Source organism: Nocardioides exalbidus (assembly GCF_900105585.1).
Classification (GTDB): domain Bacteria; phylum Actinomycetota; class Actinomycetes; order Propionibacteriales; family Nocardioidaceae; genus Nocardioides; species Nocardioides exalbidus.
In genome coordinates this window covers 2,733,013-2,748,753 of the sequence record NZ_FNRT01000002.1, presented here as the reverse complement: position 1 = coordinate 2,748,753, position 15,741 = coordinate 2,733,013, and the positions used below count along the sequence as shown (strand labels likewise).

Below are 15,741 nucleotides of genomic sequence, written 5' to 3'. Positions count from 1 at the left end.
TCAGGCTCCCAATGCGTGCGCCAGCGCACCCGCGAGGTCGCCGCGACCACCCACGACGACGTCGTCGAGGCCGAGCCAGCCGGCCAGCCGCCACAGCTCGGCCGCGAGCTCCTCGGCGGTCTCCGGCGGCGCCCCGGCCTCGGCGAACGCGCCGGGCACGAGCAGCACGCCGGTGGCGCGGTCGGCCTTGAGGTCGACCCGGCCGACGAGCCGGTCGCCGAGGAGGAACGGCAGGACGTAGTAGCCGTGGAGCCGCTGCTCCTTCGGGACGTAGATCTCGATCCGGTAGAAGAAGTCGAACAGCGCCTCGGCCCGCGCCCGCTCCCACACGACCGGGTCGAACGGGCTGAGCAGGGTGCGGGCGCCCACCCGGCGCGGGAGCCGGGCGTCGCGGTGGAGGTAGGCCTGGCGCTTCCAGCCCTGCACCGTCACCGGCGACAGCTCGCCGGACTCGACGAGCTCGTCGATCGCGACCTTCGCGCTCGCCTTGCCGGGGGCGGGCTGGAGCCGGAGCCGGTAGTAGTCGGCGAGGTCGGCGCCGCTGGCGACGCCGTGCGAGCGCGCCGCGCGGCGCACGAGCTCGGTGACCGCCTCCTGCGGCGTGGGCGTCGGTGCGGCGAGCACCTCCGCCGGCAGCACCCGCTCGGGCACGTCGTAGAGGACCTCGAACTGGGTGGTGCGCCCGGCGATGGCCACGTCGCCGACGAGGTAGAGGTAGTCGAGGACCTTGCGCGCCTCGGACCAGTTCCAGCCCCAGTGCTCCTTCGTGCGCGGGCCGGTGCTGAACTCGTCCTCGAGGTCGCGGGCGGTGACCGGCCCGCGGTCGCGGACCGCGTCGAGGACCCGGGACTCGAGGTCGGCGTCGGCGGCGAAGCCCCACTTGCCGCGCTCGGAGCGGTAGTGGTCCATCCGGTGCTGCATGACGGGCCACAGGTCGACCGGCATGAAGGCCTGCACGTGCGCCCAGTACTCCACGACGCGGCGCGGCCTGCTGCCCGGCGGCTGGGCGGCCCGCCGCAGCAGGTCGGTGTCGTAGGGGCCCATCCGCGAGTAGAGCGGCATGTAGTGGGCGCGCTGGAGGACGTTGACCGAGTCGACCTGGAGCACGCCGGTGCGCGCCACGGTGCGCTCGAGGGTCCTCATCGACGGCACCGCGTGCGCGCGGTCGGTGAAGCCCTGCGCGGCGAGCGCGATGCGGCGGGCCTGGAGCTGCGTCAGCTGGTCCACGTCACGCACCCCACCAGAGGCGTACGACAACCGGTCCCGTCGAGGGGAAGGTCAGGGGAGGTCGAGGAGCTTCTCGCGCATGGCGTACATGACCGCCTCCATGCGGGAGTGGAGCTGCAGCTTCTCGAGGATGTTGCGGACGTGGTTCTTGACCGTGTTCTCGGAGATGAACAGCTCCTTGGCGACCTCGCGGTTGTTGAGGCCCTTGGCCACCAGGCGCAGCACCTCGAGCTCGCGGTCGGTCAGCCGCAGCGCGGGACCCTGCTCGCGCTCGGGCTTCGACATCTGCTTGAACTCGTCGATCAGCTTGACCGCCATGGACGGGCTGATCAGCGACTGGCCCTCGTTGACCACGCGGACGGCCTGCGCGACCTCCTCGATGGAGGAGTCCTTGAGCAGGTAGCCGGAGGCGCCGTTCTTGACCGACTCGTAGAGGTCGGCCTCCTCGTCGGAGACCGTGAGCATGATGATCTTGGCGCTCGGCACGGACTCCTTGATGGCCCGGCAGGCCTCCACGCCGGTGCGGCGCGGCATCCGGACGTCGAGCAGGATCACGTCCGGCGCGGTCTTCACCGCGAGCTCGGTGGCCGTCACGCCGTCGGCGGCCTCACCGACGACCTCGATGTCGTCGTCCCCCCCGAGCAGCATGATCAGCCCTCGGCGGAAGAGCTCCTGGTCGTCGACCACGAGCACACGGACGGGTTCGGTCCCAGTTGCCTCGGTCACGCGCGCATCATTGCACGCGCGCGCGACCGAGGTTGACCGAAACCTGAGGCTCAGCCGTCGACGTCCAGCGAGATCACGCCGTAGTCGTAGCCGCGACGGCGGTAGACCACTGCGGGCCGGTCGCTGTCCTTGTCGACGTAGAGGTAGAAGTCGTGGCCGACCAGCTCCATCTCGTAGAGGGCCTGGTCGAGGGTCATCGGGACCGCCTGGTGCGACTTCTCGCGCACCACCAGGGGGCCGTCGCCGGTCACGGTGATCGGACCGACCTGTCGTTCGGTGACGACGTCGTCGTCGGCGGTGTCGTCGACCTCGGGCAACCCGGCGAGGGCCTCACCGACGCCGGTGTGCGAGTTGCGACCCTTGTGCACCCGGCGGCGATCGGCCGCGCGGCGCATCTGGGACTGCATCTTGTCGAGGGCGAGGTCGAGCGCGCCCATCTTGTCCTCGGCTGCCGCTTCGGCCCGGATCACCGGGCCCTTGGAGAACGCCGTGAGCTCGACCTTCGTCGATCGATCGTGCTGACGGGGGTTCTTCTCGAGCTCCACCTCCACCTGGACCCGCATGATGCGGTGGTCGTGCTTCTCCAGACGCGTGAGCTTCTCCGAGACATGTTCGCGGAATCGATCGGACACCTCGCAGTGCCGTCCCGTGACCACAACCTCCATGTGAACCTCCTCAACTAGCGAGCGGACCGCACCCTTCCATGAGCCGCGGCACCGTGCGCCGGGGCAGGGTGGGATGGAGTCCGCCCGGCCGACCTGGTCTTCGACCCCACAATCGCCTGCTGAGACGTTCGCAGCTTCTCCGCCACTACTGGCCTTCTCCCGGCACCCGGCGCATCTGACGCCGAGGACGAGGCAGGACTTACTTCTAAGCCGCACCGTGATCGTCCTGACGGGGCGAGCCCCGCGGACTTACGTGGACCGTTTCGCCTGCGACTGGCATCGGCTAGCCGCGGGGTGGACGTGCGCTCGCGCGCAGCCCTCTCCGCAGCGCAACCACGGACCCGGGCGGACTCCATGAACAGACGCTAGCCCTTCGGGGGCCCTGAACCAACTGTCAGGCCACGCCTCGGTCGGCCCCCGCCCGCCCCGCTCCGTGGCGCCGCCTCGTCGCGGCGACGGCGGCGATCGCGACGGGTCGCAGACCGACGGCCTCGAGGGCGCGCTGGGCCTCGCGGGCCGTCGCCCCGGTGGTCACCACGTCGTCGCACACGACCACGTGCGCACGGGGGAAGCGGCGGGCCACGCGGGCCAGCGCGGACGAGGGACAGTGCATCGAGTGGTCCACGTTGGCGGCCCGCCCGCCCGCGTCGAGACCGGCCTGGTCGGCCGCTCCGCGCGACACCAGCAGCGGCGCGACCGCGGCCCGACGCTCACCGCGCAGGCTGCGCGCCGCGGCCCGGACCAACGCCTCGGTCGCGTCGTAGCCGCGCTGGCGACCGGCACCCGGTCGCGACGGCACGGGCACGAGGAGGAGCGGCGTGTCGTGCCGGGCGGGGTGGTCGTCGTACGCCGTCGCGGCGCGGACCGCCTCGGCCAGCAGGCTGCCGAGCACGCGCCGGTGGCCCCACTGGCCGCGGTCCTTGTGACCGACCACGAGCGCGCGCACCGCGCCGTCGTAGGACTCCGTCGCCCACGGCTCCACGAGACCGACCGGGACCGGCGAGGGCCACGCGGGCGCGGCGCGGTGCGACAGCAGCCCACGGCAGTCGGCACACAGCATCCGGCCCGGCTTCTCGCAGCCGACGCACCGGCTGCCGAGGAACAGGTCGAGGGCCTCGTCGAGCACGGGCCCATGCCAGCAGCCAGTGGCGTACGACGGCAACCGGGCGCCGGCAGCCTGTGGATCAGCCGGTGTAGGTGAGCGAGGTCAGGCCGCGCGGCAGGTCGGGCACGGTGCGCTCGGGGTGCGTCAGGTTGGTGATCGCACGGCCGTCCAGTGCGAACGCGTCGGGCCCGAGCCCCTCGACCGGGCTGGTGACCAGGACCCGGTTGAGGCCGCGGGCGCGAGTGGCGCCGGTGGTCGTGATCTCGCCGGGGGCGCCGTCGACCGACGTGGTGCGGATCTCCGACGAGCCGTTCTGGAGGTCGCGGAGCACCGAGACCGTCGTGGGCGAGCGCCAGCCGATGTCGCGGATGCGTCCGCTGCCGTCGGCGATGAGCGGCAGCGTGCGGAAGGGCGTGAAGCCGAGGATCCTCCCGTCCGTGTCGTGGCGGATCCGGGCCGACACGACGCGGTCGGCCGCGCGTCCGCGGATCACGGCGACGAGCCGGGTGCCGTCGCGCGAGACCAGGAGCTTGGTGACCCGCTCGCCCGAGACTCCCGGCACGTCGATCACGCGAGCCCGGTCGTCGACGACCAGGACCACCCGCGCCCTGCCGGCGTTGCGGTCGAGCGCCCAGACGCGTCCGCGGTAGTCCCAGTGCGGCGCCGCCAGGTCGACGGCGCCCACCACCGGCTCGACGACGTCGCCGCTCGGCGCCTCGGTGGGCGCGAGGTAGAGGCCGGTGCCGTCGGCCGTGACCGCGGCGACCCGGGAGCCGTCGGTGCTCGCGCCGATCGACCGGACGTCGTAGCCCTCGGTCCAGAGGGGGCCGAGGGTGTCCTCGAAGGCGCCCAGGGACCCCGTGACGACCAGCCCCTGGTCCAGGGCGAACAGGTCGGGGTCGGAGCGCTGGCCGTAGGCGTCGTAGGCGGCGCCGACGTCGAAGCCGGTCTGCGTGGACCCGCCCTGGTAGCTGATCAGCCGGCCGCCCACCGTCAGCTCGACCGCCTGGATGTCCTCGTCCTGGCGCAGGGTCCAGACGAGCTGTGCCAGCATCCGGCCGGCGGTGTCGTCGTCGATCGCGTCGGGGTCGCCCGAGAGGGACACGGTCGCGATCCCGGACCGCACCGGCACCGACAGCCCGCTGGTGGCGACCTGCGGGAAGTAGGTGCGTACGACGTCGCTGGCCTCGTCGGTGAGCGGCGCGAGCAGGCCGCGCACCAGCGTCGAGGCGAACTGCTCGCCGCGCGGGACGAACACCGGCTCGGGCACGAGGACCTCGGAGGTGGGGTCGAAGTAGTAGAGCGAGACGCGCTGGTACCAGTCGTCGAACCACGAGTCCGGCACGATCAGCGCGTCGGGCACCTCGTCGATGCGCCACTCGCCGTCCTCCTGGACCAGGCCGAGGTCGAGCTCGCTCGTCGGCTGGGTCCCCTCCCAGGCGCCGCGCGCGTCGTAGAGGTTGACGTCGGCCAGCGGGATCTTGACCGACATGTCACCCGCTGCGTCGCCCAGCTCGCCGTAGGTGAGGATCTGCTGCTCGGGCGCCCAGACGTCGGCGGCCTCGCGCGAGAGGAACTGGCGCGCGACGGTCAGGCTGATCGGAGTGGCCTTCATGGCCTCGAGGAAGCCGGCGACGGTCTCGGTCGGGGACTCGCCGTCCTGCGGCGGCCGGGGGTCGAACGAGATGCCGGGCGGGTCCTCGGTGCCCGCCGTCACCTGGGGCTCGACGACGGGTCCGGAGGTGGGCATCTGGACGCACCCGGCCAGCAGGGCGCACACAGCGACCACCAGAAGACCCTTCACGGACGCCGCGGGGTGGCGGTTCATGCGGTCTCCCGGGTGTCATCGGGCACGAGCGGGAGCGGTGAGTGGCGCAGCTGCACGCCGAGGTGGCGCGGCAGGGTGAGGCGGAACTGCGCGCCCTCCCCCGGGCGACCCCAGGCCTGGAGCCAGCCGCCGTGCAGGTGGGTGTCCTCGAGCGAGATCGAGAGCCCGAGGCCGGTGCCGCCGCTGGTGCGGGCGCGGGCGGGGTCGGCGCGCCAGAAGCGGTTGAACACCATGGCCGACTCCCCCGGGCCGAGGCCGATGCCGTGGTCGCGCACGGCGATCGCGGACGACTGGAGGTCGGTGCCGACGAAGACCTCGACGTCGCGCGACTCCGCGTGGTCGATCGCGTTGGTGACCAGGTTGCGCACGATCCGCTCGACGCGGCGTACGTCGGCCTCCGCGACGCAGCGCGTGCCGGGGTCGTGCAGCACGACGCGGATGTCGCGCTGGGCGGCCAGGGCGGACGTCATGTCGACGACGCGGCGGGCGACGTCGACGAGGTCCACGTCCTCGGCCTCGAGCACCGCGGCGCCCGCGTCGAAGCGGCTGATCTCCAGCAGGTCGGCCAGCAGGGTCTCGAAGCGGTCGAGCTCCTTCTGGAGCAGCTCGGCGGCGCGGCCCGTGACCGGGTCGAGGTGCGGCTTGGCGTCGTGGATGACGTCGCTGGCCATCCGCACCGTGGTGATGGGCGTGCGCAGCTCGTGGGACACGTCGGACACGAACCGCCGCTGGAGCCGGCTGAGCTCCTCGAGCTGGCGGATCTGCTTCTGGAGGTTGGAGGCCATCTGGTTGAACGACGTCGCCAGGCGCGCGAGGTCGTCCTCGCCACGCACCCGCAGCCGCTCCTGCAGCTGGCCGGCCGCGAGCCGCTCGGCGACCCGGCGGGCCATCCGGATCGGCGTCACCACCTGGCGGGTGACCAGCCAGGTGAGCAGGGCGACCAGCACCAGCAGCGGCACGCCGGCGACGAGCATCGCCCGGGAGACGAGCGCGAGCGTCTCCTGCTGCTCGGCGAGCGGGTAGAGGTAGTAGAGGGTGTACGTGTTGTCGTCGGCCGGCAGCCTGACCTGGCTGCCCACCACGATGCCGGGGCCGTTGGGCAGCCCGGGGATGTCGCGGGTGGTGCGGATGTCGGTGTAGGTCCAGGCGGTGGGCGCGACCGCGTCGAAGCGCGCCTCGAGCGACTCCGGCACGCTCGCGAGGTTGAGGCCCTCGGTGAACTTGGCGCCGCCGTCGGCCAGTCGGAGGCCCTCGCCGATCGGCGGGGACAGCACCACCGCGAACCCCCGGGTCGCACCCCGGGCCTGGAGCGGCTGGACCAGGGACTCCTGCTGGGCCGACTCGTTGGCGTCGAGGCCGGGTTGTGCGGCGAGGGAGATGCGCGCGGCCTCGGTCTCGGCCTCGGCCTCCTGCACCACGGCCTCGACGCGGTGCTCCAGCAGCCCGTCGCGCGTCTGCTGGATGAGGAACCAGCCGACCACGCCGACGACCAGCGCGGAGAGGACCAGCGTGCTGAGCACCACCCGCACCTGCACGGAGCGTCGCCAGAACGCCGGACCGTGGCGCAGCGCCGCCGGCAGCCGGGCGACGAGGCGCCGCAGGGCTCCGGGTGGGCGGGACGACGCGCCGGACGATCCCAGCGGTGTCAGCGAGGTCATGACGTGGACATGGGTCGGTGGGTGCCTAGGACTTGCCGGCCTTGTAGCCCACACCGCGCACGGTCAGCACGACCTCGGGGTTCTCCGGGTCGTGCTCGACCTTGGAGCGCAGTCGCTGGACGTGCACGTTGACCAGGCGCGTGTCCGCGCTGTGGCGGTAGCCCCAGACCTGCTCGAGCAGCACCTCGCGGGTGAAGACCTGCCAGGGCTTGCGCGCCAGGCAGACGAGCAGGTCGAACTCGAGCGGCGTCAGGTTGATCGGCGTACCACCGCGGGTGACCGCGTGGCCGGCGACGTCGATGCTCACGTCGCCGATGACGAGGCCCTCGTCGGGCGCGACGTCGTTGCGCCGCACGCGGGCGCGGACGCGGGCGATGAGCTCCTTGGGCTTGAAGGGCTTGACGATGTAGTCGTCGGCCCCGGACTCGAGGCCGACGACGACGTCGACGGTGTCGCCCTTCGCGGTGAGCATCACGATCGGCACGCCGGACTCGGCGCGGATCTCCTTGCACACGTCGATGCCGTCCTTGCCGGGCAGCATCAGGTCGAGCAGGACGAGGTCGGGCTTGTAGTCCCGGAACGCGTCGAGCGCGAGGTCACCGCGACCGACGATCCGGCTGTCGAACCCCTCCTGGCGCAGGACGATCGAGAGCATCTCGGCAAGCGAGGCGTCGTCGTCGACGACGAGCACGCTGCCGCGCGCGGGCTCCGGGAGGTCGGTCATGGCGCCAGTCTAGGGAGGCCCTGCGACCGAGCCCGTGACCGGCGCCGTGACCGCGCCCCGCCCGCTACCGCTCAGTAGCGGTAGTGGTCGGACTTGTAGGGCCCCTCGACCGGGACACCGAGGTAGGAGGCCTGCTCCTTGGTGAGCTCGGTCAGCTCGACGCCGAGGGCGTCGAGGTGCAGCCGGGCGACCTCCTCGTCGAGGTGCTTGGGCAGCACGTGCACGCCGAGGGCGTACTCGTCGGCCTTCGCGAACAGCTCGATCTGGGCGAGCACCTGGTTGGTGAAGGAGTTCGACATCACGAACGACGGGTGGCCCGTGGCGTTGCCCAGGTTGAGCAGGCGACCCTCGGACAGCACGATGATCTTCTTGCCGGGCTTGTCGTCCTCGGACGGGAAGATCCACTGGTGGACCTGCGGCTTGATCTCGTCCTTGACGATGCCGGGGATCTTCGCGAGGCCGGCCATGTTGATCTCGTTGTCGAAGTGACCGATGTTGCCGACGATCGCCTGGTGCTTCATCTTGTGGAAGTGCTCGACCGTGATGATGTCGAAGTTGCCGGTCGTGGTGATGAAGATGTCGGCGGTCTCGACCACGGACTCGAGGCGGCGCACCTCGTAGCCGTCCATCGCGGCCTGCAGCGCGCAGATGGGGTCGATCTCGGTGACGATGACGCGGGCACCCTGGCCGCGCAGCGACTCCGCGGAGCCCTTGCCGACGTCGCCGTAGCCGCACACGACCGCGACCTTGCCGCCGATCATGACGTCGGTGGCGCGGTTGATGCCGTCGACGAGCGAGTGGCGGCAGCCGTACTTGTTGTCGAACTTCGACTTGGTGACCGAGTCGTTGACGTTGATCGCCGGGAAGAGCAGCGTGCCCTCCTTGAAGCGCTCGTAGAGGCGGAGCACACCGGTGGTGGTCTCCTCCGAGACGCCCTTGATCATCGGGGCGCGCTTCGTCCAGCGCTGCGGGTCGGCCTCGAGCGAGCGGGCCAGGACGCGCAGCACCTCCTTGAACTCGTGGTTGTCGGTGGAGTCCTGCGACGGGACGGCGCCGGCCGCCTCGTACTCGACACCGAGGTGCAGCAGCATGGTGATGTCGCCGCCGTCGTCGAGGAGCATGTTGGGGCCGCCCTCGGCGAAGTCGAAGACCTTCTCCGCCTCGTCCCAGTACTCGGCGAGGGTCTCGCCCTTCCAGGCGAAGACCGGGACGCCCTGCGGGTCCTCGGGCGTGCCGTTCGGGCCGACCACGACGGCCGCGGCCGCGTGGTCCTGGGTCGAGAAGATGTTGCAGGTGGCCCAGCGGATGTCCGCGCCGAGAGCCGCGAGGGTCTCGATCAGCACGGCGGTCTGGATCGTCATGTGCAGCGAGCCGGCGATGCGCGCGCCCGCGAGGGGCTGGTCCTTGCCATAGCGCTCGCGCATGGCCATGAGGCCGGGCATCTCGTGCTCGGCGAGCTCGATCTCCTTGCGGCCGTAGGCAGCGAGGCTGAGGTCAGCGACGTGGAAGTCCATCAGTTTCTCCTGGAGTGGAGGAGGTGTGTCTGCGCCGCACATCTGTGCATCGTCGGGATCTCCCGCGCGGACCAGAAGAGCGTATGACCGCCCTCAGTGATTCGAGGAATCCTCGGCGCCGTGGGTGGCCCCGTGCCCACCGCCGACACCGAGGGCCCTGAGCACGACGAGCACGATCGCGCCGACGACCAGCCCGACCACAGCGGAGACGACCGTGTTGAGCACCCAGCCGACGATGCCGCCGATCGGCCCGCCGATCGCGTCGTGGACCTGGACCTCCCAGTGGTGCAGCGTCTCGTAGGGCCAGTGCAGGGCGTCGCCGAAGCCGGTGCCCTCGAGCAGGCCGTCGTGGCCGCCGATCTCGTAGAGGCTGACCAGGAAGATGTGCCCACCGACCCAGAGCATCGCGAGCGTGCCGATGGCGGAGATGGCCGCGAGCAGCTTCGGCATCGCCGAGACGAGTGCGAGGCCGACCCGCTGCGAGGCCTGGGACGGCTTCTCGGCGAGGTGCAGGCCGACGTCGTCCATCTTCACGATCAGCGCGACCACGCCGTAGACGAGGACGGTGATGAGGACCGCGACCACGGCCAGCACGATCGCGCGCATCCAGATGCTCGCGTCGGCGTCGGAGCTGACGACCTCCTTGAGCGCGATGACCATGATCTCGGCGCTCAGGATGAAGTCGGTGCGCACGGCCTGCGCGATGGTCCGCGCCTCGTGCTCGGGGGTGAACTCCCCCCGCTCGGCGACCTGCTCCTCGGCCTCCGTCGCGTGGCCGGCGTACTTCTCGTGGACCTTGTGGGCGCCCTCGTAGGCCAGGAACCCGCCACCGAAGATGAGGATCACGGGCAGCAGCCACGGCAGGAACTGCCCGAGCAGCACGGCCGCCGGGAGGATGAAGAGGAGCTTGTTGCGCAGCGAGCCGATCGCGATCTTCTTGATGATCGGGAGCTCGCGCTCCGCGGCGGAGCCGTGGAGGTACTGCGGGGTGACCGCGGTGTCGTCGACCACGACGCCTGCCGCCTTGGCGCTGGCGCGGCCGGCTGCGGCGGCGACGTCGTCCACGCTGGCCGCGGCGATGCGGGCGAGAGCGGCGACGTCGTCGAGGAGGGCGAACAGTCCGCCGGCCATGGTCGATCCTTCGGGTCGTGGGTCGGGTCGTCGCCCGGCTCAGGACGAAGCCTATCGGCGCGTGTGCCGGCGTCGTGCCAGCAACCGGCCGCTGCTGGCAGGATGAGGCGCATGTCGGGGGACGGAGCGCGGGTGCGACGCGCGTGGACCGGGCTCGTGCTCGTCGCCGCACTGGGAACGGGTTGCGCGTCGGGACCGGTCGAGCCGGTCACCGCCGACCCGTGGGTCGAGGGCGGCCTCCCCGCCTACTGCGACGGTCGCGGCGGCGAGCTCACGGACTTCTGGGAGGTCGTGCACCAGACGTGCGCGATCGCCCAGGACGGCGACGAGCTGCAGGGCGCGGTGCTCGAGGACGTGCTCGCGCAGCTGCCCGCGACGACGTCGCGGAGTTCGACCGGACCTTCCACCGGCTCAACCGGCAGCTCCGGTCGATCAGTCCGGTCGCCGACGACATCTGCCTCCCGAGCCTGGGCCTGGGCTCGGACCTCGGCACCGACTACCGCAGCTGGGTGATCGCCCACGGGCAGGACGCCTACGAGGCCGTGCTCGCCGACCCCGAGCGCCTGCGCGACTTCCCGGACGCGAGGTCCGGCTGCGGGCTCGGCGAGCGCTTCTTCGACGCCGTGGTGCCGCCGCGGTCCTGAGGTCAGCCCTCCACCGTGCGACGCACGACCCAGCGCCACTTGGAGATCCGGCGGTCGCGCACGAACCCGAGGTCCTCGTAGAGCGTCTCGGGGCCGGTGTGGAGGTACGCCCCGCGCTGGGGCTTGCGGTCGTCCACCTGCTCCGGGTAGGCCTCGACGACTCCCCCTCCCGCCTGCCGGATCTCGTCGAGGACGGCGGTGACGGCCGCCCGCGCGACGCCCCTCCCCCGGTGCTTGCTGCCGGTGAAGATGCACCCGATCCGCCACGTCGGGAGCTCGACGAGGTCCTTCTCGTAGGCCTTCAGGTTCTTGATGTTCGGCAGCTCGTCGGGCGTGCCGAACTGGCACCAGCCGACCGCCGCCCCACCGTCGTACACCAGCACCTGGTGCACCGTGCCCTCGCGCACGTGCCTCTCCTTCGCCGCGCGGTGCTCCGACGCCTTGCCCGTGAAGCCCTCGGGGTGGAAGCCCATGCACCAGCACCCGCCCCACACCACGTTGTTCGCCTCGACCAGCGTGGCGAAGTCGTCCCACGTGTCCGGGCCGAGGAGCCGGGTCGTGTACGTCGTCATGCCTCGCACGCTAGAGGACGATGCGGACGATCTCGGGGCAGTAGCCTCGCGTCCGTGCCGGACAGCGACCTCGACCCGGTCCTCGACCACCAGTGGGCGATCGAGGAGCGGGAGTACGCCCGGCACGAGGCCCGGCGCGGGCGCCGGCACGCCTACGAGCACCTCGACCCGCGGCGCACGGCGCTCGTGGTCGTCGACGTCGTGCCGTTCTTCGTGAGGGAGTCGGCGTACGTCCGCGGGATCGTGCCGCGCGTCAACGAGCTGGCCTCCGCCCTGCGCGCTGCCGGCGGCGTCGTGGCCTGGGTCGTGCCCGGACACGCCGAGCCGAGCGCCAAGGACCGGGAGTTCTTCGGCGACGAGGTGGCGGAGGCCTACGCCGTGTCGGGTGCCGAGGGCTTGGACCCGTCGCTCGCCGCGGCGCCGGGCGACCTCGTCGTCCAGAAGACCGCGCGGAGCGCCTGGACGCCGGGATCGTCCGAGCTCCCCCGGCTGCTCGCCGACCGCGGCATCGACACGATCGTCGTGACCGGCACCGTCACCAACGTCTGCGTCGAGCACACCGCGCGGGACGCCAGCGCCGCCGGGCTCCGCGTCGTCCTCGTCGCAGACGCCTGCGCCGCGATGCGCGATGCCGACCACAACGCCACCCTGCACGTCGTCTACCGCTCCTACGGCGACGTCCGCCCGACGTCGGAGGTGCTCGGGCTGATCGCGAGCTCGTAGGCCAGGAGCTCGGCATGGGGCCATGGCGACAGCTGGCCGCTGGCTGAGCAGCGCCGCTGGTTGAGAAGGACGCGCCCTGCCGCTGGTTGAGCATCGCCGCGCAGCTGGTCGAGAAGGGCGGATTTGCCGCTGGTTGAGCAGCGAGCGCCAGCGAGCGTGTCGAAACCCAGGCATCCCCGCCCCACCGCCGCCGTTGGTCGAGGAGGGCGCCCCGCGCCCGTCACGAGACCAGACCATCCCTTGACCGAACCTCGCGTCTCCGACCATCGCCGCTGTCGGACCCAACGCCTACAATCGAACACATGAGTGAAGCGCTGGCAACGGATTCAGCGGCAGAGGTAGACGACCTCACCGCCTCCGCCCTGCTCGCCTCGATTCGCTCCGAGCGCGACACCGAGAACGCCGCCGCCGCACGCCAGCTCGACCTCGCCGCCCGGTGGGCTGATCTCCACCCACCCGAGTCCATCCACCTGGCCGCCGCGTTCACCACCCCCGGCTCCGAGCATGAGGAGCCGATCGCGGGCGAGGGCTGCCCGCTGGTCGCGGAGTTCTGTGTCGCAGAGCTCGGCGCCGTGCTCGGCACCAGCACGACCGCTGCGAAGAAGCTGATCGGGCACGCCCTCGAGCTCCGCCACCGTCTCCCGCGTATGTGGGGTCAGGTGCACGCAGGCATGGTTCCGGCGTGGCGGGCGCGGTCGGTCGCCGAAGCGACCATCCACGCGGTTCCTTCGCTGACCCGGGAGGCCGCGAGCTGGGTCGACGACCAAGTCAGTGCGGTCGCCGGCAAGGTCGGTGTCGCGCAGCTCGACCGCCTCGTCCAAGAAGCCATCAAGCGGTTCCAGCTCGCTGCACCTGATCCCGCGTCGGATCCGGAGGACGGCTACCTGTACGTCGACCCGCGGCACGTCACCGTGCACGACCAGGACGTCCACTTCGCCGGGACCATCCACGTCGAGGCCGACCTCGACCTCGCCGACGGCATCGACCTCGACCACGCCCTCGCGCGCGACGCAGCGACGCAGAAAGCCCTCGGCTCCACCGAGACCCTCGACGTCCGGCGGGCCAAGGCCCTCGGCAACCTCGCCCGCACCCAGACCGCCCTCGACCTCTTTCACGCGCAGGACGCTACGGCGGCCCCCTCCGAGGACGACCGGAAGGACGACCTCCCCGTGGCCCGCGAGGTCGTGCTCCACGCCCACTTCGACGCAGACCTGGTCGAGGAGACGATGGTGTTCGGTCCCACCGGACGGATGGAGAACCGGCAGAAGCTCCTCCTCCTCGAACAGCTCCAGTCGTGGTGCGCCGACTCCCGCACGACGGTGACCATCAAGCCGGTCATCGACCTCAACCACAACCTCACCGCACCCGGCTACGACATCCCCGACCGGATCCGTGAGCAGGTCATCCTGCGCGACCGCACCTGCGTGTTCCCGCACTGCACGAGACCAGCCAGGGGCTGCGACATCGACCACATCACCGCCTACGACCACGACGCTGATGCAGAAGGCAGATCCCAACCGGGTCCGACTCGGTCCGACAACCTCGCCTGCCTGTGCCGCTCCCACCACCGACTCAAGACCTTCACCAGCTGGCGCTACCAGATGGCCGCGCCCGGCGTCTTCGAGTGGACCAGCCCCCACGGACACCAGTTCAGACGCGACCGATCAGGCACCACCCCGGTCGAGCCCGCACGACCATGACACCGCCCTGCACCCCGCCGGTCACCACGACGGCGGGGTCACAGGCACGCGCGGTGTCAGTGAATCCCCTTGGTCTCAAGCAACTGAGCCATCCTGGCCTCTGCGTCTGGATCGAACAGCCACTCCTTCACCTCGAAGTCGCCCACTCGCAAGGTCGGCAACCATCCGTGCTCGGACGGAAGCAGGTCGGCCAGGCTGTCGCGAAAGGCGCGTTGCAGGTGTCTCCCTCCGGCCTCCGGGAACAACGGTGGCGTCGGCCTTCCGAATCCCCCGCCCCTCATCCTCGTCCCCCGAGATGAGCCCTCGGCCCAGGCGGATTGCTCGAAGGCCGTTCGGGTGGCGGACGGGTAGTGAGCAAAGGTCCTTGCCCGGGGAGGTGTGAAGTGTGGGGCCTCGTCGATCTCGACGATGCGACTCGCTCCGTCGTCCGCGGTCAGCACGCCATCGATGCTCCGGCGTTCTCGGGCCGGCATCACATCAGGCAGCACTGCTCCATCGGTGAGGTCGGAGTAGATGGCCCGGATCACCGGCCAGACAGCTCCGCACTCCGCTGCCCCGGGACGCATCAACCACGTCGGCGCGACCTCGCGCTCCAGCGTCGTACCCGTGACTTCCTCGATGAGGTCGACGACCCGATTCTGCAGCTCCCGTGCCATGTCAGCTCCGATCTCTTGAGCGACGGTAGCCCCTGTGGTCAGGATGGCCTCGTGACCAGGACCGCGGGCACGACCACGATGCCCACCCACGTCGGCGTGGTGATGGACGGCAACCGACGCTGGGCGCGGCGAGCCGGGCTGGCGAACGCGAGCGACGGGCACCGGCGGGGCGCCGACCACGTCGAGGACCTGCTCGGCTGGTGCGAGGCACGAGGCATCGAGCACCTCACGGTCTACGTCCTCTCCGCCGACAACATCCGGAAGCGCTCGGGGACCGAGGTCGGATTCCTGTTCGAGCTCGTCCGCGAGGTGCTCCCGGCCATCGTCGAGCGCACGGAGCACTGGGCGCTGCACGTCAGCGGCGACACCTCGCTCCTGCCCGACGCGGTCGCGAGCGCATTGCGCCGGGCCGAGCGCTCCACCGCTGGTCGCGACGCGCACGTGACGCTGGCGATCGGGTACGACGGTCGCGGCGACATCGTCGCCGGGATCCGGGCGGCGGTCCTGGCCGGCGCCACCACGACGGGTGAGCTCGACCCGGACGTGATCACCGACCACCTCGCCGGCGGGCCGGTGAAGGAGATCGATCTCGTGATCCGCACCAGCGGCGAGCAGCGCCTCTCGGGGTTCTTCCCCTGGCAGACGGCGCACGCCGAGATCCACGTCAGCCCGAAGCTCTGGCCGGACTTCGACGCGGCCGACCTCGACCTCGCCCTGGCCCAGTACGCCGCGGCCCACCCACCCGCAGGGGGCGCAGCATGATGGACCGTCTGGTCCGGCTCGGCGCGACCGTGCTCGCCGAGGAGCACCGGGACCTCGTGGCCATGGCCGACCCCGAGAGCAACGAGTTCTGCCTGCAGACCTGACC

At 71.3% G+C, this 15,741-nt stretch carries 16 protein-coding genes; 5 read left to right on the top strand and 11 right to left on the bottom strand.

Annotated elements, in window-relative coordinates:
- The 9 genes from BLV76_RS13495 to BLV76_RS13455 all read right to left on the bottom strand — a co-directional run bounded on the left by BLV76_RS13495 (position 1) and on the right by BLV76_RS13455 (position 10,578).
- Positions 1–1,227 (bottom strand): winged helix-turn-helix domain-containing protein, encoded by a 1,227-nt coding sequence (locus BLV76_RS13495; protein ID WP_090972708.1) that lies wholly within the window; start codon positions 1,225–1,227, stop codon positions 1–3.
- Between the two features lie 51 nt (positions 1,228–1,278).
- A complete protein-coding gene (locus BLV76_RS13490; protein ID WP_245734676.1) occupies positions 1,279–1,953 on the bottom strand; it encodes a response regulator in 675 nt (224 codons plus the stop codon).
- 50 nt (positions 1,954–2,003) lie between these two features.
- Positions 2,004–2,618 (bottom strand): ribosome hibernation-promoting factor, HPF/YfiA family, encoded by a 615-nt coding sequence (gene hpf / locus BLV76_RS13485; RefSeq protein WP_090969590.1) that lies wholly within the window; start codon positions 2,616–2,618, stop codon positions 2,004–2,006.
- A gap of 394 nt (positions 2,619–3,012) precedes the next feature.
- On the bottom strand, positions 3,013–3,744 hold the full coding sequence (locus BLV76_RS13480; RefSeq protein ID WP_245734675.1) for a ComF family protein: 732 nt from the start codon (positions 3,742–3,744) through the stop codon (positions 3,013–3,015).
- A gap of 58 nt (positions 3,745–3,802) precedes the next feature.
- Positions 3,803–5,551: an LpqB family beta-propeller domain-containing protein gene (locus BLV76_RS13475; RefSeq protein ID WP_090969589.1), complete on the bottom strand. Its 1,749-nt coding sequence runs from the start codon at positions 5,549–5,551 to the stop codon at positions 3,803–3,805.
- Positions 5,548–7,209 carry an MtrAB system histidine kinase MtrB gene (gene mtrB / locus BLV76_RS13470; RefSeq protein WP_090969588.1) on the bottom strand — a complete coding sequence of 554 codons (1,662 nt, stop codon included), beginning with the start codon at positions 7,207–7,209 and terminating at the stop codon, positions 5,548–5,550. Before mtrB ends, BLV76_RS13475 begins: the two co-directional genes overlap by 4 nt.
- Before the next feature lie 25 nt (positions 7,210–7,234).
- Positions 7,235–7,933 (bottom strand): MtrAB system response regulator MtrA, encoded by a 699-nt coding sequence (gene mtrA / locus BLV76_RS13465; RefSeq protein WP_090969587.1) that lies wholly within the window; start codon positions 7,931–7,933, stop codon positions 7,235–7,237.
- A 71-nt stretch (positions 7,934–8,004) separates the two neighbouring features.
- The gene (ahcY, locus tag BLV76_RS13460; RefSeq protein WP_090969586.1) at positions 8,005–9,447 is read right to left on the bottom strand and encodes an adenosylhomocysteinase; all 1,443 of its coding nucleotides are present in this window, start codon (positions 9,445–9,447) and stop codon (positions 8,005–8,007) included.
- 93 nt (positions 9,448–9,540) lie between these two features.
- Entirely contained in the window at positions 9,541–10,578 is a 1,038-nt protein-coding gene (locus tag BLV76_RS13455) for a DUF808 domain-containing protein (protein ID WP_090969585.1), read from the bottom strand.
- Positions 10,579–10,880: 302 nt separating this feature from the next.
- Between BLV76_RS13455 and BLV76_RS13450 the strand changes: the two genes are divergently transcribed.
- On the top strand, positions 10,881–11,222 hold the full coding sequence (locus BLV76_RS13450; protein ID WP_175539677.1) for a DUF4240 domain-containing protein: 342 nt from the start codon (positions 10,881–10,883) through the stop codon (positions 11,220–11,222).
- A 2-nt stretch (positions 11,223–11,224) separates the two neighbouring features.
- Here BLV76_RS13450 and BLV76_RS13445 read toward each other — a convergent pair whose 3' ends face one another.
- Complete coding sequence (locus BLV76_RS13445) at positions 11,225–11,794, bottom strand: GNAT family N-acetyltransferase (protein ID WP_090969583.1); 570 nt, start codon at positions 11,792–11,794, stop codon at positions 11,225–11,227.
- Between the two features lie 54 nt (positions 11,795–11,848).
- Between BLV76_RS13445 and BLV76_RS13440 the strand changes: the two genes are divergently transcribed.
- Entirely contained in the window at positions 11,849–12,517 is a 669-nt protein-coding gene (locus tag BLV76_RS13440; protein WP_090969582.1) for a cysteine hydrolase family protein, read from the top strand.
- A gap of 302 nt (positions 12,518–12,819) precedes the next feature.
- Entirely contained in the window at positions 12,820–14,217 is a 1,398-nt protein-coding gene (locus BLV76_RS13435; RefSeq protein WP_090969581.1) for an HNH endonuclease signature motif containing protein, read from the top strand.
- 56 nt (positions 14,218–14,273) lie between these two features.
- Here the strand turns inward: BLV76_RS13435 and BLV76_RS13430 are convergent, their stop codons facing one another.
- A complete protein-coding gene (locus BLV76_RS13430) occupies positions 14,274–14,873 on the bottom strand; it encodes a hypothetical protein (RefSeq protein ID WP_090969580.1) in 600 nt (199 codons plus the stop codon).
- Between the two features lie 51 nt (positions 14,874–14,924).
- Between BLV76_RS13430 and uppS the strand changes: the two genes are divergently transcribed.
- Together uppS and BLV76_RS22590 are read left to right on the top strand one after the other, a co-directional pair.
- Positions 14,925–15,635: a polyprenyl diphosphate synthase gene (uppS, locus tag BLV76_RS13425; protein ID WP_090969579.1), complete on the top strand. Its 711-nt coding sequence runs from the start codon at positions 14,925–14,927 to the stop codon at positions 15,633–15,635.
- Positions 15,632–15,739 (top strand): VOC family protein, encoded by a 108-nt coding sequence (locus tag BLV76_RS22590; protein ID WP_175539676.1) that lies wholly within the window; start codon positions 15,632–15,634, stop codon positions 15,737–15,739. Before uppS ends, BLV76_RS22590 begins: the two co-directional genes overlap by 4 nt.
- Positions 15,740–15,741: the final 2 nt, after the last annotated feature.